Annotated in this window: 20 protein-coding genes and 1 tRNA gene; 9 read left to right on the top strand and 12 right to left on the bottom strand. The window is 72.4% G+C overall.

Annotated elements, in window-relative coordinates:
* Positions 1–52: 52 nt before the first annotated feature.
* A complete protein-coding gene (locus ACFV20_RS22610) occupies positions 53–259 on the bottom strand; it encodes a zinc ribbon domain-containing protein (RefSeq protein ID WP_385659078.1) in 207 nt (68 codons plus the stop codon).
* Positions 260–506: 247 nt separating this feature from the next.
* On the opposite strand from ACFV20_RS22610, the gene ACFV20_RS22605 reads away from it, so the two are divergent.
* From ACFV20_RS22605 to ACFV20_RS22595, 3 genes are all read left to right on the top strand, one after another.
* The gene (locus ACFV20_RS22605) at positions 507–2,663 is read left to right on the top strand and encodes a transglycosylase domain-containing protein (RefSeq protein WP_385659108.1); all 2,157 of its coding nucleotides are present in this window, start codon (positions 507–509) and stop codon (positions 2,661–2,663) included.
* 45 nt (positions 2,664–2,708) lie between these two features.
* Positions 2,709–3,986: a hypothetical protein gene (locus tag ACFV20_RS22600; protein WP_385659076.1), complete on the top strand. Its 1,278-nt coding sequence runs from the start codon at positions 2,709–2,711 to the stop codon at positions 3,984–3,986.
* A 105-nt stretch (positions 3,987–4,091) separates the two neighbouring features.
* Positions 4,092–5,264 (top strand): amidase domain-containing protein, encoded by a 1,173-nt coding sequence (locus tag ACFV20_RS22595; protein ID WP_385659074.1) that lies wholly within the window; start codon positions 4,092–4,094, stop codon positions 5,262–5,264.
* A 19-nt stretch (positions 5,265–5,283) separates the two neighbouring features.
* Here ACFV20_RS22595 and ACFV20_RS22590 read toward each other — a convergent pair whose 3' ends face one another.
* Both ACFV20_RS22590 and ACFV20_RS22585 read right to left on the bottom strand, forming a co-directional pair.
* Positions 5,284–6,690, bottom strand: a complete 1,407-nt coding sequence (locus tag ACFV20_RS22590) for a hypothetical protein (RefSeq protein WP_385659072.1) — start codon at positions 6,688–6,690, stop codon at positions 5,284–5,286.
* A gap of 74 nt (positions 6,691–6,764) precedes the next feature.
* On the bottom strand, positions 6,765–7,592 hold the full coding sequence (locus ACFV20_RS22585) for a DUF4097 domain-containing protein (RefSeq protein WP_385659070.1): 828 nt from the start codon (positions 7,590–7,592) through the stop codon (positions 6,765–6,767).
* A 326-nt stretch (positions 7,593–7,918) separates the two neighbouring features.
* On the opposite strand from ACFV20_RS22585, the gene ACFV20_RS22580 reads away from it, so the two are divergent.
* The 3 genes from ACFV20_RS22580 (at position 7,919) to ACFV20_RS22570 (ending at position 9,310) form a co-directional block, all read left to right on the top strand.
* Positions 7,919–7,990: transfer RNA gene (locus tag ACFV20_RS22580), tRNA-Val, on the top strand.
* A 145-nt stretch (positions 7,991–8,135) separates the two neighbouring features.
* Positions 8,136–8,540 carry a DUF6153 family protein gene (locus tag ACFV20_RS22575; RefSeq protein ID WP_385659068.1) on the top strand — a complete coding sequence of 135 codons (405 nt, stop codon included), beginning with the start codon at positions 8,136–8,138 and terminating at the stop codon, positions 8,538–8,540.
* A gap of 92 nt (positions 8,541–8,632) precedes the next feature.
* Positions 8,633–9,310, top strand: a complete 678-nt coding sequence (locus tag ACFV20_RS22570) for a DUF305 domain-containing protein (protein ID WP_385659066.1) — start codon at positions 8,633–8,635, stop codon at positions 9,308–9,310.
* Between the two features lie 71 nt (positions 9,311–9,381).
* Here the strand turns inward: ACFV20_RS22570 and ACFV20_RS22565 are convergent, their stop codons facing one another.
* Together ACFV20_RS22565 and ACFV20_RS22560 are read right to left on the bottom strand one after the other, a co-directional pair.
* On the bottom strand, positions 9,382–9,735 hold the full coding sequence (locus ACFV20_RS22565; RefSeq protein WP_385659065.1) for a hypothetical protein: 354 nt from the start codon (positions 9,733–9,735) through the stop codon (positions 9,382–9,384).
* Positions 9,736–9,838: 103 nt separating this feature from the next.
* Entirely contained in the window at positions 9,839–10,735 is an 897-nt protein-coding gene (locus ACFV20_RS22560; protein WP_385659063.1) for a ketopantoate reductase family protein, read from the bottom strand.
* Positions 10,736–10,837: 102 nt separating this feature from the next.
* On the opposite strand from ACFV20_RS22560, the gene ACFV20_RS22555 reads away from it, so the two are divergent.
* Positions 10,838–11,068: a DUF2277 domain-containing protein gene (locus ACFV20_RS22555; RefSeq protein ID WP_385659061.1), complete on the top strand. Its 231-nt coding sequence runs from the start codon at positions 10,838–10,840 to the stop codon at positions 11,066–11,068.
* Between the two features lie 31 nt (positions 11,069–11,099).
* Here ACFV20_RS22555 and ACFV20_RS22550 read toward each other — a convergent pair whose 3' ends face one another.
* The 5 genes from ACFV20_RS22550 to ACFV20_RS22530 form a co-directional block, all read right to left on the bottom strand.
* Positions 11,100–12,383 carry a phosphatase PAP2 family protein gene (locus ACFV20_RS22550; RefSeq protein ID WP_385659059.1) on the bottom strand — a complete coding sequence of 428 codons (1,284 nt, stop codon included), beginning with the start codon at positions 12,381–12,383 and terminating at the stop codon, positions 11,100–11,102.
* Between the two features lie 127 nt (positions 12,384–12,510).
* Positions 12,511–13,107: a DedA family protein gene (locus ACFV20_RS22545; RefSeq protein ID WP_385659057.1), complete on the bottom strand. Its 597-nt coding sequence runs from the start codon at positions 13,105–13,107 to the stop codon at positions 12,511–12,513.
* 259 nt (positions 13,108–13,366) lie between these two features.
* Entirely contained in the window at positions 13,367–13,819 is a 453-nt protein-coding gene (locus ACFV20_RS22540) for a DoxX family protein (protein ID WP_385659055.1), read from the bottom strand.
* Positions 13,820–14,178: 359 nt separating this feature from the next.
* Entirely contained in the window at positions 14,179–15,816 is a 1,638-nt protein-coding gene (locus tag ACFV20_RS22535) for an alkaline phosphatase D family protein (RefSeq protein ID WP_385659054.1), read from the bottom strand.
* A 77-nt stretch (positions 15,817–15,893) separates the two neighbouring features.
* The gene (locus tag ACFV20_RS22530; RefSeq protein WP_385659053.1) at positions 15,894–16,538 is read right to left on the bottom strand and encodes an HNH endonuclease family protein; all 645 of its coding nucleotides are present in this window, start codon (positions 16,536–16,538) and stop codon (positions 15,894–15,896) included.
* Positions 16,539–16,928: 390 nt separating this feature from the next.
* On the opposite strand from ACFV20_RS22530, the gene ACFV20_RS22525 reads away from it, so the two are divergent.
* Positions 16,929–17,510, top strand: a complete 582-nt coding sequence (locus ACFV20_RS22525; RefSeq protein WP_385659052.1) for a TMEM165/GDT1 family protein — start codon at positions 16,929–16,931, stop codon at positions 17,508–17,510.
* A 209-nt stretch (positions 17,511–17,719) separates the two neighbouring features.
* Positions 17,720–18,382, top strand: coding sequence for an HAD-IA family hydrolase (locus tag ACFV20_RS22520; RefSeq protein ID WP_385659051.1), 663 nt, complete (start codon positions 17,720–17,722; stop codon positions 18,380–18,382).
* Between the two features lie 145 nt (positions 18,383–18,527).
* Here ACFV20_RS22520 and ACFV20_RS22515 read toward each other — a convergent pair whose 3' ends face one another.
* Together ACFV20_RS22515 and ACFV20_RS22510 are read right to left on the bottom strand one after the other, a co-directional pair.
* Positions 18,528–19,943, bottom strand: coding sequence for a peptidoglycan-binding protein (locus ACFV20_RS22515; RefSeq protein ID WP_385659049.1), 1,416 nt, complete (start codon positions 19,941–19,943; stop codon positions 18,528–18,530).
* Positions 19,944–20,255: 312 nt separating this feature from the next.
* Entirely contained in the window at positions 20,256–20,756 is a 501-nt protein-coding gene (locus ACFV20_RS22510; RefSeq protein ID WP_385659048.1) for a GNAT family N-acetyltransferase, read from the bottom strand.
* Between the last annotated feature and the right edge of the window lie 152 nt (positions 20,757–20,908).

Raw genomic sequence — 20,908 nt, 5'->3', positions numbered from 1 at the left:
CCACGCTAGGAAACCGAAGCTGAAGGGTTCCTGAGGAAACGGCGCAGCCGCGTCAGCCGCAGCAGCCGCCCCCGCAGCAGCCGCCGCCCGACCGTGGTGCGGGGGCGGCGGCGCTGCCGCCGACCGCGACGGTCGAGAGGAGCTTCACCGTGTCGTCGTGACCTGAGGGGCAGGCCGCCGGCTCGGAGGACTCGGCCATGGGACGGCTCAGTTCGAAGGTGTCGCCGCAGGTACGGCAGCGATACTCGTAGCGAGGCATGAGGACAGATTAATCCGCGCCGACGTAAATGCCGCCTTTCATGAATCCTTTGACCGCTGTTGCCGTACCGGTGTGGAGGACATGTAAAAGCCGCTGATAACTTTCGAACGCGCGAGGAGCCGCACGGGCGGGGGATGAAGGGATCGCTGCCGTCGACCACTGCAGCCAAGCCCTTCCGCGCGAGCACCACCGTGAGCGGGAGGGAGACGCAGCCGTGTCGAAGGCTGGGCGGGAACCGGACGAGACCATGCAGTTGAAGGTCCCCGACTCCGTGCACGCGGACGAGACCATGATGTTGCGCGTCGTCGGGGCGGCCGGAACCGGCAAGGCGGACACCGCGTCCGGCGCGGCCGGGGACGGGAGCGCGGCGGACAGACCGGGCCGGCGGCGCAGGGCCCCCCGGCCGTCCCCCTTGTCCCGGCTCACCGGCGCGGCCCCGGGGCTGACCCGGCTCGCCACCCGCCTCGCGGCCGAGGCCCGCCGCCTGCGGCCCCGCTACCCGCACGCCGGCCGCACCGGCTGGCGGCGCTGGGCGCCCTCCTGGCGGCAATGGCTCGGGGCCGCGGCGACGCTCACCGGCCTGACCGTCGTCCTGCTGGGCTCCGCCTACGCCGCCACCGACATACCGGACAACCTCAACTCCTACGCCACCCAGCAGGACAACGTCTACTTCTGGTCCGACGGGACGCCCATGGCCCGCACCGGCTGGGTGCGACGGCAGGCGATGCCGCTGAAGGAGATACCCGAGGACGTCCGCGGCGCGGTGCTGGCGGCGGAGAACGCGAGCTTCTACAGCGACCCCGGCATATCCTTCAGCGGCCTCACCCGTGCCGTGTGGCGCACCCTCGGCCAGGGCGACACCCAGGGCGGCTCCACCATCACCCAGCAGTACGTCAAGAACGTCTACCTCAACCAGGACCGTTCGGTCAGCCGCAAGTTCACCGAGGCGATGCTCGCCCTCAAGCTCGACAACGAGATGAGCAAGGACGACATCCTGGAGGGCTACCTCAACACCAGCTGGTTCGGCCGCGGCACCTACGGCATCCAGCGCGCCGCCCAGGCGTACTACGGCAAGGACGTCCGCGAACTCGACGTCAGCGAGGCCGCCTTCCTCGCCTCCCTCCTCAAGGGCGCGGGTCTCTACGACCCCTCACTGAGCGCGGCCAACCACGCCCGGGCCGTGGAGCGCTGGTCCTGGATACTGGACCGCATGGTCGAGATAGGCACCCTGTCGAAGGGCGAGCGGGCCGAGTACAAGGAGTTCCCCGAGCCGCTGAAGCGGTCGCCGGGGTTCGACACCGGCAAGCAGAGCGACTACCTCGTGGAACTGGCCGCCCAGTACGCCAAGAAGGCGGCCGGCATATCGGCCAAGGAGTACGACCTCGGCGGGTACCAGATCTACACGACCTTCGACCGCAAGCAGGAGAGCGCGCTCACCGACGCCGTCGACAAGGCCCGCAAGCAGGCGCGCGAGGACCACCCGGGCAAGGCGAAGTCCCTGCACTTCGGCGCCTCCTCGGTTGCCGCCGACGGGCGCATCCTCGCCGTCCACGGCGGCCCCGACCACCGTAAGCAGGGGTACAACGAGTCGAACGCGACCACCGTGCCCGCCGGTTCGGCCTTCCAGCCGTTCGTCTACGCCGCCGCTCTGGAGCACGGCGTGCACAAGACCCGGGACGGCGCCGCGACCGAGGTCACCCCGCAGACGCTCTACGACGGGGACGACGGCATCGCCGTACGGACACCCGAGGGCCCCTACTGGGACCGCGGCGGCAAGCAGGTCACCTCCCGCAACGACGGCGGCAAGTCCTACGGGCAGATCAGCCTGAGCAGGGCCCTCGCCCTGTCGGTGAACACGCCGTTCATGCAACTCGGCATGGACACCGGCCTGGACAGGGTGCGCGACACCGCCCAGCGGGCGGGCCTGCTGTCCTCCAGCTTCGGCCCGCAGGTGCCCGCGCTGTCCCTGGGCAGTGCCACGCCCAGCGCGATCCGCATGGCGAGCGGGTACGCCACGTTCGCCGCCGCCGGCAAGCACGTCGAGCCGTACTCGGTGGCCCGGATCACCCGCAACGGCTCCGGCGTCGCGCTGAAGAAGCCGGCGTCCCGCCGCGCGGTGCGGGCGAGCGTGGCCGAGGCGGTCCAGGCGGCCCTCACCGACGCCTTCCGCACCGCCCACCCGGGGCCGGCCACGACCACCGCGGTGGCCGGGAAGGCCGGCACCACACAGAAGGACACGGCCGCCTGGTACGTCGGCACGGCCAACCGCGTGTCCACGGCCGTGGTGGCCTACCGCATCGACCTCACCAAGAGCCTGGAACCCCTGCCCCTGGACGGGATCGCGGGCAGCCCGGGCGACAGCGTCCCGTACCGCATCTGGTCCGGCGCCCGCGGTATCGGCTGACCTCCGGCACCACCCGCTCCCACCCCCTCGCAGAATGAGCCGCGTATGAAACAGCCGTCCGGCCGCCGCCGCCGACCCCCAGCACCCCGCCGCGCCACGCCCCCGGGGCTGCTGACCCTGGCGGCCCTCCTGGTCGCGGCGTCCCTGGTCGGCGGTTACATGGTGCTGACCCGCTCGGACTCCACCACCCCCACCGCCTCCTCCGGTGCCCGCAAGGGCGCCCCCGCCAAGCGGGACAAGGAGCCGCCGTGGGACGGCAGGACGAAGGTTCTCGGGGACGGCTCCACCTCCTACACCGGGCCGCAGAAGGGGCAGTTGAAGCCGGTCCCGCTCAAGCCGGGCGAGAAGCCGCCCCAGTTCGTGGTCTTCTCCTGGGACGGCGCGCTGCAGGGCGACGACGGGCTCTTCTCGCACTACCGGCAGCTGGCCGACGAGTACGACGCCCACATGACCTTCTTCCTCACCGGCATCTACCTGCTGCCCAAGGCCAAGAAGGAGCTCTACGCGCCGCCCCAGCACGACAAGGGCTCGGCGGCCATCAGCTTCGCCACCGACGAGCACATCCGCACCACGCTGGAGGAGCTCGGCAAGGCCTGGAAGGGCGGCAACGAGATCGGCACCCACTTCAACGGCCACTTCTGCGGCAAGAAGGGCGGCGGCGACTGGAGCGTCGAGGAGTGGAAGAGCGAGATCGACCAGTTCTACTCCTTCACCGAGAAGTGGAAGACCAACACCGGCTTCACGGACCTCGCCCCCCTGCCGTTCGACGTCAGGAAGGAGGTCACGGGCGGCCGCGCGCCCTGCCTGGAGGGCCAGAAGAACCTGCTGACGGCGGCCAAGGACTACAAGTGGCGCTACGACGCCAGCTCCGCGGGCGACTTCCAGATATGGCCCGGCAAGAAGAACGGCATATGGGACTTCCCGCTGCAGATGCTCCCCTACGAGGGCGGCAAGTACCAGGGCCTCTCGATGGACTTCAACTTCCTCTACAACCAGTCCGAGGGCGAGACCGAGGGCGACCCGGCGAAGTACCCCGAGTGGGAGGAGCAGACCGTCGCCTCCTACATGGCGGGCTTCAACCGCGTGTACTACGGCAGCCGGGCCCCGCTGTTCATCGGCAACCACTTCGAGGACTGGAACGGCGGCATCTACATGCGGGCCGTCGACCGGGTCATCAAGGACGTCTGCACCAAGAAGGGCGTCAAGTGCGTGTCCTTCCGGGAACTGGCCGACTGGCTCGACGTGCAGAAGCCCGCGACCCTGCAACGGCTGCGCGGCCTGGACCCGGCGCAGTCGCCCGACTGGTCGACAGTCGTGAAGTGATCACGCCAAAGTAACGGCCGCAGCACCCTTCACAACAGCCACGCAGTCCATGCGAAGATCTCGTACCCCGGCAATCCTTTGGCCGGGGCTAGAGGGGAAACACCAGTGAAATCAAGGAAACTGAGCGGAAGACGCCGTCGCGTCACCATAGTCGGGGCCGCGGCCACCTCGGTCGTCGCCGGAGTCGCCCTGCTGCCCAACTGGAGCGCGGGCGCGGCGGTCGTGGACGATCCGACGGTGGACGCGCGGACCAAGGCCACCTTCCAGCGGCTGGCGGACGCCGTCTTCACCGACCGCACCAACGCCCTGGTCGACGGCGGACGGACCGACGCCGGCAAGCCGCTGACCGACGGCTTCTCCGGCGACGTCGCCCTGTCCTCCGGCACGGCCCGCACCGAGGACGACACCCTGTCCGAGCTCGGGCAGCGCCGGAAGCAGCTGGCGAAGGCCGGCGAGACGTACGGCAAGGCCAGCACCACCGTCACCCTGGACGCGACGCGGGTGACGGGCCGCACGGCCAAGGCGGACGTCACCGAGACCACGACCCTGACCTACGCCGGCGCCCGCGGCAACGCCCCGAAGACCACCGGCTTCCAGGCCCGGCACGAGCTGACCTTCAAGGCCGACCGGCACGGCGACTGGCGGCTGACCGGCATCCGCGACACCGACCAGGGCGGTGTCGCGGTGAACACGCTGTCCAAGCCGGCCCCCGTCAAGCCGGCCCCCGCCGTGGACAACACCACGCCGGACGCCCCGCGCGCGGCGATCACCCGCAACCCGGCCCCCGCCCCCAAGACCGCCACGACGTACGACTACAAGGCGATGGCGGCCTACGCGGAGAAGTACTGGAACGTCTACAACAAGGACTACCCGGACTTCAGCGGGCACGGCGCCGGAGGCGACTGCACCAACTTCGTCTCCCAGTCCCTGAAGGCGGGCGGCTGGAAGCACGCGCCGGGCTACGTGTACGACTACACCAAGTGGTTCGGCAACGCGGACATCCAGTCGGACTCGTTCGTCGGCGTCAACGAGTGGTCCTGGTTCGCCCAGAACTCCAAGCGGACCACGCCGCTCGCCAACGTCTTCCAGCTGGAGGTCGGCGACGTCCTCCAGATGGACTTCGACCGGGACGGGTCCAAGGACCACACGATGATCGTCACGTACAAGAGCGGCGGTGTGCCGTACGTGACGTACCACTCCAACAACACCTTCCGCAGGTCGGTGGCGAGCCTCGTCGCGTCGTACCCGAACGCGTACTACTACGCCTACCGCACCTGAGACCGGACGGGGGCCGGGCTCAGTGCCCGGCCCCTCGTTCCTCGCGGATCGCGGAGACCACACCGGCCACCGTCCGGCGGACTTCTTCCGTCTCCGTGAGGAAGTGCCAGTAGTCGGGGTGGCGGCCCTCGAGGCCGGCGACGGCACGGTCCAGGCGGGCCACGGCCTCGTCCAGGGGGCGGGCGTGCCGCGGGTCGGGGGTGTTGCGGCCGGCCATGGCGAGGCGCTGGGCGTCCCGGATGGCGAAGCGCGTGCGGTCGATCTCCTGCTGGGGGTCCTTCTGCACGGCGTTCAGACGGTGCAGCCGGTCGCCCGCGGCCGAGACGGCCTCGTCGGTGCCGTTCAGCAGGGCCCGTACGGTCGACAGCAGGGCCGTCGCGTCCGCCCAGCGCTGTTCGTCGCGGGCGGTGCGGGCCTCGGCCAGCTTGGCCTCGGCCCGGCGCACGTTCTCCGCGGCGGCGTCGGGGACGTGCTGCAGGTCCTGCCAGCAGGCCGCGGTGAAGCGGCGGCGCAGTTCGCTCAGGGTCGGTTCGACCTGCTCGGAGCGGGTGGTGAGGGCCTGGGCGCGGGTGCGCAGGGAGACCAGGCGGTGGTCGATCTCCGCGGCGCGGTCCGGCAGCCGTTCGGCCTCCACACGGACCGCCTCCGCCTCACGGCTGACCCGCTCGGCCCGCTCCAGGGTCTGCGGGACGCCGTGCCGTCCGGCGCCCTGGTTCAGCTTGGTCAGCTCCGGGGACAGGGCGGCGAGCCGGGCGGCGAGGTCGTCGGCTCTCAGACCGGACGCGCGCACGGCGTCGAGGGCCTGGGAGGCGGCGAGCAGGGCCTGGCGGGCCCGTTCCACGGCGGGGGCGAGCCGGGCCAGCTGTGTCTCGGCCTTGCCGAGCAGGGGCCCGAGGCCGTCGGTGAAGCGGTCCAGCTCCTGCTTGACCCGGCCGAGTTCCTCCTTGGCGGCGGTCAGCTCGGCGCGGGCACGGGAGGCGGCGGAGGCCTCCAGGTCGTCGCGGTCGAGGTCGTGGGCGTCGACGGCGTCGATGTAGCGGTGGCTCACCTCGTCGATGCGGCGGCCGAGGGCGTCGAAGTCGGCGACGGCACGGCGGGCGGCGGGGGAGTCGTCGACAGCGGTGATCGTCTCGATGGAGATGCGCAGGTCGCGCTGGGCGGTGTCGAGCTCGTAGAACGCGGCCGCGGCGGCGTCCTTGGCCGCCTGGGCCTCGGCCCGCTGGTTCTCGGCCCGGCCGCCGAACCAGCGCCGGGTGCCCCCGCCCGCGAAGGCGGCCGGCAGCGCCAGCGCGGCCACCAGCGGCAGGGCCATCAGGGTGAGCGCGTCCCGGAGCGGACGGCCCGGGGTACGGGGGGAGGCGGAGCGGCGCGGGCGGTGTGCACGCGGCACCGACGGCGAGTCCGGCTGTCCTGGTGTCGCCGTCACATCCCTCTCCCGTGCTGTGGTCCGCCCTGCCCGGTGTCATTCTCCCACCGGTTGAAGACGAACACACGGGCCGTTCAGTTCGCCGTGCGGACCGTCACTTCGCCGTCGCCGGTCCGGGCCGACAGCACGTGGGCGCTGCTGTCGCCGCGGGGCACGGACACGTCCACGCCGCCGTCGCCGGTCTCGGTGGTCACGCGGTAGGTGGCGCGGGGCAGCGCGATGGTCACGGACCCGTCGCCGCTGCGGGACTCCACCCGGTCCGGTACGACGCCGAGCCGGAGGCGGACCGAGCCGTCACCGGTGTGGGTGCGGACGTCCCGGGAGGAGACGTCGGCCCGGACGGAGCCGTCGCCGGTGCGCATCCGCAGCGGACCGGTGGTGTCGCCGACCCGGATCGATCCGTCGCCGGTGCGCAGCCGGACGGGGCCGGTGGTGTCCGAGACGCGCACCGCTCCGTCGCCGGTGCGGATGGTCAGGGGCGTGTGGAAACCGCGGGCCCGGACGCTGCCGTCGTCGGACTCGACCTTGACGGTGATCCCGCGGGGCACCTCGATGCGGTGCTTGGCGGAGCAGTCGGCGACGATGCCGGAGCACCTCAGCCGCAGGACCAGCCGGTCGTCCCGCAGGGACCAGGTGGCCTCGGGTTCCTTGCCGATGGCGACCGAGCCCTGGAACCACCGGGTGACCTCCACCTCGCCCGCCGGGATCCCGTCCGCGGCGACGATCTCCAGGGCGGAGTCGTCGGAGTCGACGGTGAGGGTGCGGCCCTTCAGCCCGAAGGACCGGTGGTCGGGGTCGGTGTCGTCCCCGGCGGACGCCCCGCAGGCGCTGAGCCCGGCGACGAGCACGACGACGGCACCGGCGAGTGCGGTGGCGCGGGCGGTGGCGGTGCGTGCGGTCATGACGATCTCCCCCAGGACGGACGACGGACGACGGACGACGGACGACGGGCGACGGGCGACGGACGACGGACGACGGACGACGGACGACGGGCGACGGGCGACGGGCGACGGGCGCCGCGGGCGACGGGCGCCGCGGACGACGGGCGCCGCGAAGGTGCTCTACGACCGTAGGGACCGGGGGCTCGCGGGGGGATCCGGGCCACTCCCGGATCCGGGGTGGGGCCAACCCCAGGCACGGAACCGCCCGCGCCCCGCGATACGGGTTTGCGGGACTGTGCCCCGGGCCATGTAGGCTGTCGACTCGACCTGGGCGTGTCCCGGGATCCGGGTGCGTAGCTCAGGGGTAGAGCGCCTGCCTTACAAGCAGGATGTCGGCGGTTCGAAACCGTCCGCGCCCACCGCACCGAGTTCCACGACAGAGGCCTCCGGGGATGTCCCCGGAGGCCTCTGTCGTGTTGGGCCCCCCTCGGGATCATTCGTGTCGTGCGTACGACACGTCCCCCCGGCGCGGTGCCGGGACGGGGCTGTTCCTACGATGTGTCTGTGAACAGCCCCCGCCGATGTGCTCCGCGACTCGCGCTGAGGCCGTGGCATGTGCTGGGTGTGCTGGGGCTGTTGGCGGGACTGCTGGGGATGCACGGGCTGGCGCCCGGTGGGGGCCTGCCCGGGGCCGCGCACGGGCGGCACATGGACGCCCTCACGGTGGACGCCCTCACGGTGCGGACGCAGTCCGTGCCCTACGCGCACTGCGCCGACGGACACGTCCAGCACGCCGACGCCACCTGTGCTTCGGGTGCCGTGAGCGGCGGGCCGGTGCTGCCTCCGCTCGCCCCGGACCCGGTTCCCGCCGCCGTGCGGGAGAGCGCCGTTCGGGCGTATGCCGTCGTGGATACGGAGGCTGCCCGGGCCCCGCCTTCGCTCTCCGAGCTACAGCTTCTGCGGATCTAGAGAGGACGCGTCACGCCGGCCGGTACCGACCGGCGGCGGCGTGACGCCTCGTCGTGTCCGCACATCTCAGTTCGCAGAAGCAGGAGTTCCGCATGAGCAACAGCATTCGTCCCCTGGCGCGCCGCGCCGCCCTGGTGGCGGCGACGGGTGCCGCGGCCGTCGTCCTCGCCGCCTGTGGCGGTGACGGTGCCGACCGTGCCGCCGGCGGTTCCGGCCACGGTGACGCCGCAAGCCACAGCCCCGCCGCGACCCCCTCGCCCGCCGGTGCCCACAACGCCCAGGACGTCGCCTTCGCGCAGGGCATGATCCCGCATCACCGGCAGGCGCTGGAGATGGCGCGGCTGGCCGGTGACCGGGCCTCCTCGGCCACGGTGAAGGACCTCGCCGGGCGGATCGAGAAGGCGCAGGACCCGGAGATCCGGACCATGACCGGCTGGCTGAAGAGCTGGGGCGAGGACGTCCCCGCCTCCTCCGGCGGCGCCATGGACCACTCCGCGTCCGGTCACTCCGGCATGCCCGGGATGATGGGCGCCGAGGACATGGACGCCCTGGCGAAGCTGACGGGCAAGGCGTTCGACGTCCAGTTCCTGACGATGATGGTCGAGCACCACGAAGGGGCCGTGCAGATGGCCCGGACCGAACAGGGCAAGGGCCGCCACGGCCAGGCGAAGAGCATGGCCGGGGACATCGTCACCGCCCAGAACGCCGAGATCGCCGAGATGAACAAGCTCCTCGGCAAGAGCGCGGGCAAGAGCGACAGCCAGGGCTGATCCGGCAGCCAGGACTGATCAGGTAGCCGGGCCCATCCGGTGACCGAGGCTGATCCGACAGCCCGGGCCGGTCACGAGGCTCCGTCGGTGTTCTCCGGCGGGGCCTCGTGTGCGTGCTTGAGGTCCGAGCGGGCGGTCACCCGCTCCGGGCCCGACAGTTCGGACCAGTAGCGGTGGGTGCTGACGAACACCGCGAGCTCGTGCTCCCGCTGCCTGAGCTTCTCCACCTCGGCCTGTTCGTCGGCGCTCCAGCCGGGAGAGGCGGGCCGTTCCACTTTGCGCCAGCCGTTGTCGTCGCTGAAGCCGTCCAGTGGCTCCACCGACCACGGGAGCCGCTTCAGCAGGGCCGACAGCTCGGCCCGGACCTGATGAAGCTCCTCCTGACCGGCCAGGAGGTCACTCGGGAAGTCATAGGTCGCAGCCACCCCTCAATGATACGCCTGTTCGAATTTGGCAGGCGAGTTCCTTCCTGGGGTTCGTTCCTGGGGTTCATGCCTGGGGTTCATGCTCAAGGTTCGTACCTGGGGTTCATGCGAACGCGCCCACCTCGCTCACCACCCGGGCCGTCACCGGGGCCGGGATCCCGTGCCGCTCGGCCGCGCGGAGCAACGCACCGCCGATGGCGTCCAGTTCGAGGGGCCGGCCCGCCTCGGCGTCGCGCTGCATCGAGGACTTCGTGGCCGGCGGGAAGGTGTCGTAGCGGGCGAGGGCCCGGGCCGGGTCCGCCGGGCCGCCGCACGCGCTGCTGATCGCGGCCGTCTCCTCCACCAGGGCGGTCAGCTCCTCACGGTGGCGGGTGCGGACCTCGCCGAGGGGGAGGCCGTACCGCGTGGTGAGCAGGGCGAAGGGCGCCAGGAACGACATCTTGGCCCACAGGGCCGCCGTCTCGTCCTCCAGGACACGGGTGGCCGGACCGGCCTCGGCGAAGGCCCCGGCGAGGGCGTCGAGACGCGCCCGGGGCACGTCCGTACCGGTCAGGTCGATCTCCGCGAAGGGGCTGCCGTGTTCGATCACGCCCGGCGCGACACGGGTCGACTCGACGCGGATCACGGCCGGGGCCACACGGCCGGGCCGGTACCGGGCGCGCAGGGCCGCCGGATGTTCGACCCCGTTCAGGAACGGCACGAGGAGACCGTCGGACAGCACCGGTGCGGGGACCCGTGCCAGGGCGGTGTCGAGGGCCGTGTGTTTGACGGTGACCAGGCACGCGTCGACCGGCTCCCGCAGCTCGGTGTCCGCCTCGACGCGGGCCGTGACATCGCCGAAGCGGGCGCTGCGGACCCGGATGCCGTCGGTGCGCAGGGCCTGGGCGGTCTTCTCGCCGGACAGGCAGATCACGCGGTGGCCGGTGCGGGAGAGCAGGGCGGCGAGCAGACCGCCCACGCCGCCGGGGCCCAGGACGGCCACGGTGAGTTCGTTCGCCACGAGGGGTTCCTCTCGTCGGTCGGCCCCGGGACGGTGGCCGCCTCGCAGCGATCATGGCAGGTGTCGCTGACGCACGAGGGGCGAAGGGGTGAGACTGGGGGCATGTGCCGGAGTATCAAGACGCTGCGCCCGCCCGCGATGCCCGAAGAGGCCACCGAGGCGGAGGTGCGCGCTGCCGCCCTGCAGTACGTGCGGAAGGTGTCGGGCTTCCGCGCCCCCGCCGCTCACAACCAGGAGGTGTTCGACCGCGCCGTGGAAGCCGTCGCGCGGGCCACGGCCGAGTTGCTCGACGGTCTCGAGGTCCGGGGCGCCGGGGCCCGCAAGGCGAGCTAGAGGCAGGCCGGACCGGGCCGGACCTCCGCGCTCAGACGGCCGGTTCCGGCTGGGGCTCGGTGCGGGGTGCGGGGATGCGCGCTTCCCACAGCCTCGTCGTCCGCCGGTAGCCGTGGACCACCGAGGCCATCGCCAGCAGGAGCAGGGGCGCGAAGAGCCACGGGTACGCGGCCATCTCCATCGGCAGGAAACGGTAGGACGCCAGCAGCACCGCGAAGACGACCGTCCCGTAGCCCACCAGCCGCAGACCGGCCCGGTCCCAGCCGCGGTCGTAGGTGCGCAGCGCCGCCTCGACCGTGTACGCGAACACCACGCCGGCGATGAGGTCCACGCCGTAGTGCCAGCCGAACGCCAGCGTCGCGGCGAGGGTGGCGATCAGCCAGAACGTGCCCGCCAGACGCAGGGCGCGCGGCCCCCGGCGGGAGTGGATGTAGATCGTCGTGGCCCACGCCGTGTGCAGGCTGGGCATGCAGTTGCGCGGGGTGATCCCGTCGAACGGCATCGCGTACGGGGTGGCGACCGGCGGCAGCGTGTCGGGCCACAGGTCGGCCACCGCCCAGGGCCCGCCCTCGGGTCCGTAGGCGAACATCGGCCCGACCACCGGGTAGATCATGTAGACGGCCGGTCCGAGCACGCCGATCAGCAGGAACGTCCGCACCAGGTGGTGGCGCGGGAAGCGCCGCTCGGCCGCCACGTGGCGCAGCTGGTACAACGCCACACAGACCGCGGCCACCGCGAGCTGGGCGTAGACGTAGTCGAGGGCGTGCTCGCCGACCGGGCCGCTCGCCCTGAGGAGCCGGCCCGCCAGCCACGACGGGTTGCCGAGCGCGTGATCGGCCATGGCGACGTACGGGTCGAGCACGACCGGGCGGGTCTTCGACGTGATCAGCAGCCAGGTGTCCCCGGTCTTGCGGCCGGTCACCAGCAGCAGCCCGAGCCCTACGCCCTTCAGCATCAGGAGGCGTTCCGGGCCGGTGCGGCGGGTGAGGGCGATGATCCCGCAGCCCAGGATCACCCACAGCGCGCCGTTGCCGAACGGGTGGCCTTCGTCGGGATAGGTGCCGGTCGCCCAGCGGACCAGCAGGAACACCAGGTCGATGCCGATCGCCGTGCCGAGGGCGATGAGCCGTTGCCGCCGGCTGAGCACCACCATCGTCAGCGCGAGGCTGGCGTACAGCAGGAACCCGGACTTGGGGGCGTGGACGACCTCGCGGGCCTGCGTGGTGATCGGACCGGGTATGCCGAGCCGGTACGCGACGATCTGGAGCGCGACGAGGAAACCGAGCGTGAGCACCCCGGCCGAGCCCCACAGCACGGCCCGTGGGTGCCGCCTCGCGGCGGAGGTGATCCGTCCCGTGCGAGTAGCTTCCCGCGACGCCGTCGTCGTCAATGTCTCAGCCGCTTCCCGGTGGTGGTGGTCGTGGTGGTGAGCCGGAGCCGGTCTACGAGGTCCGCGGCTCTCGCCGCATCAGGTACGCCGCCCCCGCCCCGGCGCCGAAGAGTGCCGCCACCGACACCGCCGTCGCCAGCCAGGTCGCCCCCAGCCAGTGGGCGCCGAAGTAGCCGAGGGCGACGCTGTACACGGCCCAGGTGAAGCCGGCCAGGGCCGACCAGGGCAGGAAGTCGCGGGCGCGGCGGTGGGCGGCGCCCGCGCCGAGGGAGACCACCGAGCGGCCGGCGGGAGCGAAACGGGCCACGACGACGAGGGCGCCGCCGCCCCGGGCGAGCGCCGCGCCGAGACGTCGCTGTGCGGTGGTCAGCCGCCGGGAGCGGGAGATCGCCCGGTCCAGCCGGGCACCGCCGCGCCAGGCGAGGCGGTAGGCGGCCAGGTCCCCGAGGACGGAGGCGGTGGCCGCGCAGAGGGTCAGGGCGAGGATGTCGGGTACGTCGGTGGCGGTGCCCGCTGCCGCCGCCGTGGCCGCCGTGATCACCAGCACGCCGCTGGGCAGCACCGGCAGGAACACGTCGAGCAGGACGGACAGGGCCACCACCGCGTAGATCCACGGGCTGCCGATCGGCAACCCCACTTGCTCCAGCACCGCGACTCCCCGTGACTCCCCCGTGGGCCAGACCGTGCCGCGATGGCGCGGGGGACGGCAGGAGTGGCCATGACAGCCATACAGCGTACGCCCGGGTATGAGGGGCGGTTCACGGGGGGCTCATACGTTCGGCGCGGACTGTTCACCTCGCGGCGGCTTGTCCTGAGTCGCTGCGATATGCGAACAGAACCCGCGGACAGAACGGCGCCTGCCCCAGAGGGGGGAAGGCGCCGCTCACGGGTCCGGCGGGCCGGGCTGCTCAGGCGGCCACCGGGGTTTGGTCGGCGGAGCGCCGCTCCTGCGCCGAGGTGCGCTTGGACAGCAGCCGGTCCAGCCCGAACGCGCCGGAGCCGGTGAAGATCAGCAGGAACATGGCCCAGCAGTACATGGCCGCGCCCTCGCCGCTGTTCTCGATCGGCCACAGCCCCTGGGGCTGGTGGACCTTGAAGTACGCGTACGCCATCGCGCCGGAGGAGATGAACGCCGCGATGCGGGTGCCGAGACCCAGCAGCACCAGGATGCCGCCGACGAGTTCGATCACGGCCGCGTACCAGTTGGGCCAGGCACCGGTCGGGGCGGTGCCGCCCTTGCCATCGGCGCCGCCGAGGACGCCGAAGAGTGCGACGGCGCCGTGGCAGGCGAACAGCAGGCCGACCACGATCCGGAACAGTCCGAGCGCGTACGGCTGGGCGCCGTTGAGGCGAGCGGTCATGTGGGGGGTCTCTCCTTCGGTGGGCCGGCCCTGGGGAGGCCGGTCGGGGACGAATACCGCGGAGTGGCCCACGTTAGGTGCGCCTCATTAATGCTTGCAAGTTCAACATTTGGCCACGACTTCGCCCTCCGGGGCGGCGCAATCCCCGGCGCAGCCGCACGTGAAAGGGCTTTCACCGCCGCGACGGCGCCCGAAAGAGTGACCGAATCCACTCCTGGCCGGGCTCCCGCGGCGGCCGTCCCGTGCCTGCCTTCTGTCGTCAAGCAGGCCGTCAACTGCCTTGTGTGTACAACTCATTGATGGTCCATCACGAGGAATGAGCGCGACGCGCGGCCCAAGGGGCGGGCGAATCGACCGCCTTACGGGGCCAGTTCCGTGTCCAGCATGGTCGTCAGGCGGGGGCCCGCCCCCTCGCGCGTCTTGGCGTGCTCCAGTCGCAGCCGGGCGGAGCGGCCGCGCATGGTGAGGGTCATGAGCTGGTTGCCGAACCAGGGGCCGCCCGTCTTGCGCCAGCCGACCGGCGGACGCGGGAGACGGCCGTGCCGGGCGAGACCGCGGCCGAGACCGCGCGCCAGCGCGCTCCAGCCGATGCGGAAGGCCAACCGCATCGACAGCGGCACGGAGTTGTGCACGGGGGAGCAGACCAGCTGCACCACCCGGGCGTCCGGACTCGCGTCCGGCCAGGAGGGCTCGGCGATGTAGGCGTGGTGCACGTCCCCGGACAGCACGCACACCGTCGCCGGGGCGTCCTGCCCCGAGCCGGCCTCGGCGATCAGGTCCGCCAGCCCGGCGAAGGACGCGGGGAAGGCCGACCAGTGCTCCAGGTCGGCGGCGCGCCGCACCTTCTCCCCGAACCGGGCCCAGCGCTCGCCCCGTTCACCGCCGCACAGCGCCGCGTTCCAGCCCTCGGCGTCGTGCACCAGATGCGGCAGCAGCCAGGGCAGGGAGGTGCCGATGAGGAGGTGGTCGTAGGTCTCGCGCCCGTCCAGCACCTGTTCGCGCAGCCATGCCTCCTCGTCCGGGTCGAGCATCGCGCGCTCGTCCTCGGCCAGGACCCGGGCGGCCCTGCTGTCCACCATCACCAGGCGTACGCGCCCGAAGTCGCGCCGGTAGCTCCAGCGGGCCGTGGTCGCGTCGGCGTCGGCCCGGGCGGCGAAGTCGCGCAGGGCGTCGGTGCCGTCGGCGACCTTGCACACCGCCTCGTACACCGGGTCGGCCGCCAGCTCCGCCGGCGAGAGGTTGCCCAGGTGCTGGTGGACCCAGTACGACATCAGGCCGCTCAGCAGCCGCTCCTGCCACCAGTCGGTGGAGCGCATGTCGGCGAGCCAGGAGGCGGAGGTGTTCCAGTCGTCGATCACGTCGTGGTCGTCGAAGATCATGAAACTGGGCACGGTGGACAGCAGCCAGCGGATGCGCGGGTCGAGCCACGACTCGTAGTAGAGGTGCGTGTACTCCTCGTAGTCCGCGACCCCGCTGCCCGGCCCCTCCTCGATGTTCCGGCGGCCCGCCAGCCAGCGCTGGGTGGAGTCGGAGGTCTCGTCGGCGTACACCTGGTCGCCGAGCAGCAGGAGCACGTGCGGGCGCTCGCCGTCGGGGTCGGCGGCGAGGCGGGTGGCGAGGGCGTCCAGGGCGTCCGGTCCGACGGGGTCGTCCCCGCCGGCCGGCGGGGAGGCCCAGCGGCAGGAGCCGAAGGCGACGTCGAAGTCGCCCTCCGGGCCGGGCGCGTGGATCGCCGAGGGCGGGAAGGGGGAGCCGTCCAGCGGCCACACCCGGGTGCCGTCGAGGAACACCTCGTAGGTGGTGGTCGTACCGGCCGTGAGGCCCGTCACCGGGACCAGGGCGTAGTGGTGGCCCGCGATCTGGAAGCTGCTCGCCGTGCCGCCGGCGCCGTCGGCGCACCGCACCTCGGCGGTGCACGGACGGCTCGTCTCGACCCACACGGTGGCGGACGAGCCGTCGGTGTACCTCAGCAGCGGTCCGAGGCGCAGTGCGCTCATGTCGTTCCCCTTTCCGTCGCCCCGTACGGTACGCAGCGACGGAGGTCAGCGGGGAGGTCCCGGCACGAATCAGCGTGTCAGCAGCTCGCCAGGTGGTTCGTCAGCGCGGACTTCTCGGCCGAGTCGACGGAGAGGCCGTAGTAGTACTTCACCTGCACCCAGGCGCGGACGTACGTGCAGCGGTACGCCGTACGGGACGGCATCCAGGTGGCCGGGTCCTGGTCGCCCTTGGCCTGGTTGACGTTGTCGGTGACCGCGATGAGCTGCGGGCGGGTGAGGTCGTTGGCGAACGACTGGCGCCGGGACGTCGTCCAGGAGTCGGCGCCCGAGTCCCAGGCCTCGGCGAGCGGGACCAGGTGGTCGATGTCCAGGTCGGAGGCGGCGGTCCAGGTGGCGCCGTCGTAGACGGAGTACCAGCTGCCGCTGGTGGCGGCGCATGAGGAGTCCTGCTGGACGTTCGTGCCGTCGCGCTTGAGGACGACCTCGCGGGTGTTGCAGGCGCCGGACTGGGTGATCCAGTGCGGGAAGAGGTCGCGGTCGTAGCCGGTGCGGTCCTCGGGCGCCACGGTGAGCGAGGCGAGGTAGGTGCGGGCGGTGGCGGCGCTCACGGGGGTGGGGAGGGCGGCGGAGGCCGTGGGGGCGTTGAAGAGGGCCACGGAGGATATGAGCGCGGTGGCCGCCGCGGCGACGCTCAGACGTCGACGCGCGTAGAACCTGGGCATGCGAACTCCCTGGGGAGAGGGGGGCGTTGGCTTGCGAGCGAGGGAATGCTCGCGCTGCCGTGTGACGCACAGATGTGCGCCCGGTGAGAAGCTAGTGACGCGCCCATGACATGACAAGATTCAAGGCGGAACTTTCCGCTCCGGGCGCGTCCCGTACCATGGACGGCGCAGAAGGGGAGTAGCTCTTCGCCGGACCGTCGACATACTGCTCAGCCCGCCTGAGCCGGCGCCCGGAGGCCGGTCCTTTCCCGGACCTGCCAGCGAGACCTTCGGCCAAGCAGTGCACACCCGTGCCTCCCGGCACGGGCTGACGCGTGTGCTGCCGTGCCGAGGTGTCGTGTGCGCAGTCCAGCACTCTCGGTGGGGCAGCCCCGACCGATTGAGGAACCTTTGATCAGCCTGACCGTCACGGCCGTCGTCTTCGGCGTCGTCTTCCTCGCGGAACTGCCGGACAAGACCGCTCTCGCCGGCCTGGTCCTCGGCACCCGCTACCGCGCCTCCTACGTCTTCGCCGGTGTCGCCGCCGCCTTCGCGCTGCATGTCGCGCTCGCCGTCGCGGCCGGCAGCGTGCTGACGCTGCTGCCGCAGCAGATCGTGCAGGCCCTCACGGGCGTGCTGTTCCTGGGCGGGGCCGCGGTGCTGCTGCTGAAGAAGGGCGAGGACGAGGAAGAGGTCCGCAAGCCGGAGAACCAGTCCTTCTGGAAGGTCTCCGGCGCCGGATTCATGCTCATCCTGGTCGCCGAGTTCGGTGACCTGACCCAGATCATGACCGCGAACCTGGCCGCCCGCTACGACGACCCTCTCTCCGTCGGCCTGGGCGCGGTGCTCGCGCTGTGGGCCGTGGCCGGACTCGGCATCGTCGGCGGCAAGGCGCTGATGAGGAAGGTGCCGCTGCGGCTGATCACGCAGATCGCGGCGCTGGTGATGCTGGCGCTCGGACTGTGGAGCCTGTGGGAGGCCGTGACCGGCTGAGCCGGGCGGGCTGAACAGTGGGTGAACGTCCACAGGGGCCCCCTGGCGCACAGGCGGCCTTGTTTTGTACCGTGGAGGAACAAAGTGGCCTCCGCCCGTTTTCCCTGACCGGCGGGCGGGGCCGCCTTGTCCCCCCGGGGCGTGCCGGTCGCGATCCGCCGTCAGCCCCTCTGCCGCGCTGGAACGCGCCCCGAGCCCTGGAGCAGCCGATGACGGCCACCGCCGTGCTCACCGCCCGTGCCCTCCTGCTGGACATGGACGGCACCCTCGTCAACTCCGACGCCTCCGTCGAGCGGGTCTGGCGGCGCTGGGCCGAGCGCCACGGGCTGGACGGGGACGACGTCATGAAGGTCGTCCACGGGCGGCAGGGCTACGCCTCCATGGCGCTGCTGCTGCCCGACCGGCCGATGGAGCAGAACCACGCCGACAACGCCCGGATGCTCGCCGAGGAGACCGCCGACACCGAGGGCGTCGTCGCGATCCCCGGGGCGCCCGGGTTCCTGGCCTCGCTGCGGGGGGTGCCGCACGCGCTGGTGACCTCCGCGGACGTGCCGCTCTCCACGGCCCGGATGGTCGCGGCCGGTCTGGAACTGCCCGCGGTACGGGTGACGGCGGAGTCCGTCGGCGCGAGCAAGCCCGACCCCGAGGGGTTCCTGAAGGGTGCCGCGGAGCTGGGGGTCGACCCCGCGGACTGCGTGGTGTTCGAGGACTCCGGAGCGGGCATCGCGGCCGGCCGCGCCGCCGGGATGAGGGTGGTCGGGATCGGCCCCCGGGCCGCGGCGCACGAGCCGGACGTGGTGGTCGAGGACCTCACGGCCGTGCGGGTGGAGTACGTCGCAGGCGACGGGGCGATCCGCCTGCACATCGGCTGACGGGCACGGCCGTGAAGGCGAACCCCGGCCCGGTGGTGATCGGCTTCGTCGTGGCGGCCGTCGGCTGGTCCTACGGGGCGAACGCGGGCTACGTCGTCGACGCTCGCCTCAGCCGCCACCCCGTCGGTGCACGACGGCCCGGCTGTCACGGCTCCCTGGTCTCAGACTCCAGCTTGGTCCGGGTCTCCGCGTCGTAGACGCCGAGGTCGTCGGTCTGGACGCCGCGTGACCACTGGTAGGTGCGGACCGCGCCCTCGACACGGTCGTCGAAGGTGCCGTCGGCGTCGTCGATGTACAGGTTCAACTGCCGCAGGCGCAACTGGAGTTCGACGACCTCCGCTCCGCGGTCGCCGAGGCGCAGGACGGTGGGGCCGCCCTTCTGACGGGAGTTCTCCGGGGGAGCCTGGTCGCCACCGGTCGCCGGCGGCGATGTCCGTGGCGCCGACGGGGAGGGCGACTGCGACGGGCTCGCCGAGGCGCTCGGCGCGGACGGCGAGGGCGAGGCGGACGGGCTCGTGCTGCGGGACGGCGACGGCCGCGGTGCCGCCGGGGCCGGCTCGACCGCCGTGGCGCTGCCCTCCGGGCCCGTGGGGGCCGCGCTGCTCGACGGGGCGTCCGGCACGCTCGCCCGGATGTCGTCCGGCAGGGCGGTGTCCCGCGACGGGCTCTCGTAGGAGAACAGCCCGGTCGCGTACCCGGCCGCCGCGACGACGGCGACACAGGCTCCGGCGGCGGCGACCAGAAGGGTGCTCCGGCGGCGCGGCCGGCGTGTTCCGCTCTCGCGGGGCTCCGGTGCGCCGTGGGCCGTCCCCGCTGTGCCGTCGAACATCCGCAGGTCGGTGACGCTCGGCTCGCTCGTGGCGGAGGTCAGGGGAGCCGGGACCGCGGAGGCGGCGGGGGCGGCGGGACCTACGGCGGCTGCTGAGGTGTCGGAGAGGGCGGGGACGGGCGGCAGTACGGCGGTCGCGCCCGGGTCGACGGCCGGCAGCGGCGCGGTGACGTCGGCGGGGGAGACCGGCGGGGCGGCGCTTCCGGGGCGTGCGGCCTCGGCTTGCGGGACGGGTGCTGTGGCATCCGCCGCGGTGGCCCGGGCCGGTGCGGCGGCGGTCGAGGGCCCGGCCGCTTGGTCGATGCCCCTCTGCTGCGGCGTGGCGCCGGACGTCTGCCCCTCCGGGAGTTGCCCCTCGGGGAGTAGCCCGTCGGGGAGTTGCCCCTCGGGGAGTCGCCCGTCGGGGGTCCGGCCCTCGGAGAACCGTCCGTCGAGGGTCCGGCCCTCCGTGAACTGTCCGTCGGGGGTCCGGCCCTCGGTGAACTGCCCGGCGGAGGCCTGCTCCTCGGCGAGTTGCCCGGCGGAGGCCTGTCCCTCGGGGGCCTGCCCGGTCTCGATCTCCACGTACGGGCGAATCCGCAGCGGGTCGAAGTCCTCCGCTGCCGCCGCCTCGGTCGTACGGGCGTCGCGCAGGGCCTCGGCGGCGCGGTGGGTGCAGGCGCAGGTGGGGGTGTTGTCCCGCTGTCTGGGCGCGCCGCACTCCGGGCACGGGTGACCGTTGGGCGGTTCCACGCGTTCCTCCCTCCCCTCGCGAACTCCAGAGATTATCCAGATCTTCTCCACAGCGTGGTCGGCGAGCCCCCGGAACCACCGCTTCCAAAAGGGCCCGGCGGGCCATAACAGGTCACAGCGGTCACGATGGAAAAGGTCACAGCAGACTCGGGAGGCCGGACGGCCGAGGACGGGAACGCCACCACGCTGACGGTGGAGCCCGGACCGGCCGGTCGACTTGGAGCATCTCGTACGGGAACTGACCGGCGAACTCTGCGGATCACGACGCGAACGGCCCTACCGCGTGCGGTCCGTGGAGGAGCGCACCTGAGGTCAGGTCAGCTCCTTGCTGAACCAGTGTTCCGCGTAACGGTCGTCGTTGTGCGGCTCGGTCTCCGTGTAGCCGAGGCGGGTGTAGAGGGTGCGGGCCTCGACGAGGTCGCCGCGGGTGTCGAGGATCATCCGGGTGGCGCCGAGCGCGCGGGCGGTGTCCTCGGCGGCGCCGACCAGGAGCGGGGCACCGCCCCGGCCGCGCATCGGCTCGTACAGGAAGACCCGCGTCAGCTCGGCGGTCGTGTCGTCCAGCATGCGCACGCCCGCGCTGCCGGCCGGCTCACCGTCGTACCGGGCGACGAGCAGCCGCCCGCGCGGCGGGGCCAGTTCGGCACCGCTCCGGGCGGCGATCTCCCGCTCCAGCTCGGCCGGGTCGGTCCGGCGCCCCTCGTGCAGCAGATACCAGCGGTCGCTGACCTCGGTGTAGTACGCCCGCCACAGCGCTGCGGCGACGGGGGAGTCGAACGGTTCCGGCGTCACGGTCCACATCACGAAACGCATTCTCCGCAGCCGCCCCGTCGGACACGCAACCGAATAGTTCCGGCCACCCTGCGCGCCCCGAATACGGCCGAACACCGTTTGGAGACGGACTTCGGGGCTACCCGATGAGTGAACCGGTCCGCGAGGAGGGCCGGTTGGGCCGAGAACCCGGA

Origin of the sequence: Streptomyces sp. NPDC059696 (assembly GCF_042733745.1) — a bacterium.
In the GTDB taxonomy this organism is placed as follows: Bacteria; Actinomycetota; Actinomycetes; order Streptomycetales; family Streptomycetaceae; genus Streptomyces.
This window is presented reverse-complemented; position numbering and strand designations above follow the sequence as displayed.

What these genes read in the sequence shown, in the direction of transcription:
- ACFV20_RS22610 (WP_385659078.1), bottom strand. Translation starts at nt 259, where the DNA reads ATGCCTCGCTACGAGTATCGCTGCCGTACCTGCGGCGACACCTTCGAA.
- ACFV20_RS22605 (WP_385659108.1), top strand. Translation starts at nt 507, where the DNA reads ATGCAGTTGAAGGTCCCCGACTCCGTGCACGCGGACGAGACCATGATG.
- ACFV20_RS22600 (WP_385659076.1), top strand. Translation starts at nt 2,709, where the DNA reads ATGAAACAGCCGTCCGGCCGCCGCCGCCGACCCCCAGCACCCCGCCGC.
- ACFV20_RS22585 (WP_385659070.1), bottom strand. Translation starts at nt 7,592, where the DNA reads ATGACCGCACGCACCGCCACCGCCCGCGCCACCGCACTCGCCGGTGCC.
- ACFV20_RS22570 (WP_385659066.1), top strand. Translation starts at nt 8,633, where the DNA reads ATGAGCAACAGCATTCGTCCCCTGGCGCGCCGCGCCGCCCTGGTGGCG.
- ACFV20_RS22555 (WP_385659061.1), top strand. Translation starts at nt 10,838, where the DNA reads ATGTGCCGGAGTATCAAGACGCTGCGCCCGCCCGCGATGCCCGAAGAG.
- ACFV20_RS22540 (WP_385659055.1), bottom strand. Translation starts at nt 13,819, where the DNA reads ATGACCGCTCGCCTCAACGGCGCCCAGCCGTACGCGCTCGGACTGTTC.
- ACFV20_RS22535 (WP_385659054.1), bottom strand. Translation starts at nt 15,816, where the DNA reads ATGAGCGCACTGCGCCTCGGACCGCTGCTGAGGTACACCGACGGCTCG.
- ACFV20_RS22530 (WP_385659053.1), bottom strand. Translation starts at nt 16,538, where the DNA reads ATGCCCAGGTTCTACGCGCGTCGACGTCTGAGCGTCGCCGCGGCGGCC.
- ACFV20_RS22520 (WP_385659051.1), top strand. Translation starts at nt 17,720, where the DNA reads ATGACGGCCACCGCCGTGCTCACCGCCCGTGCCCTCCTGCTGGACATG.
- ACFV20_RS22510 (WP_385659048.1), bottom strand. Translation starts at nt 20,756, where the DNA reads ATGCGTTTCGTGATGTGGACCGTGACGCCGGAACCGTTCGACTCCCCC.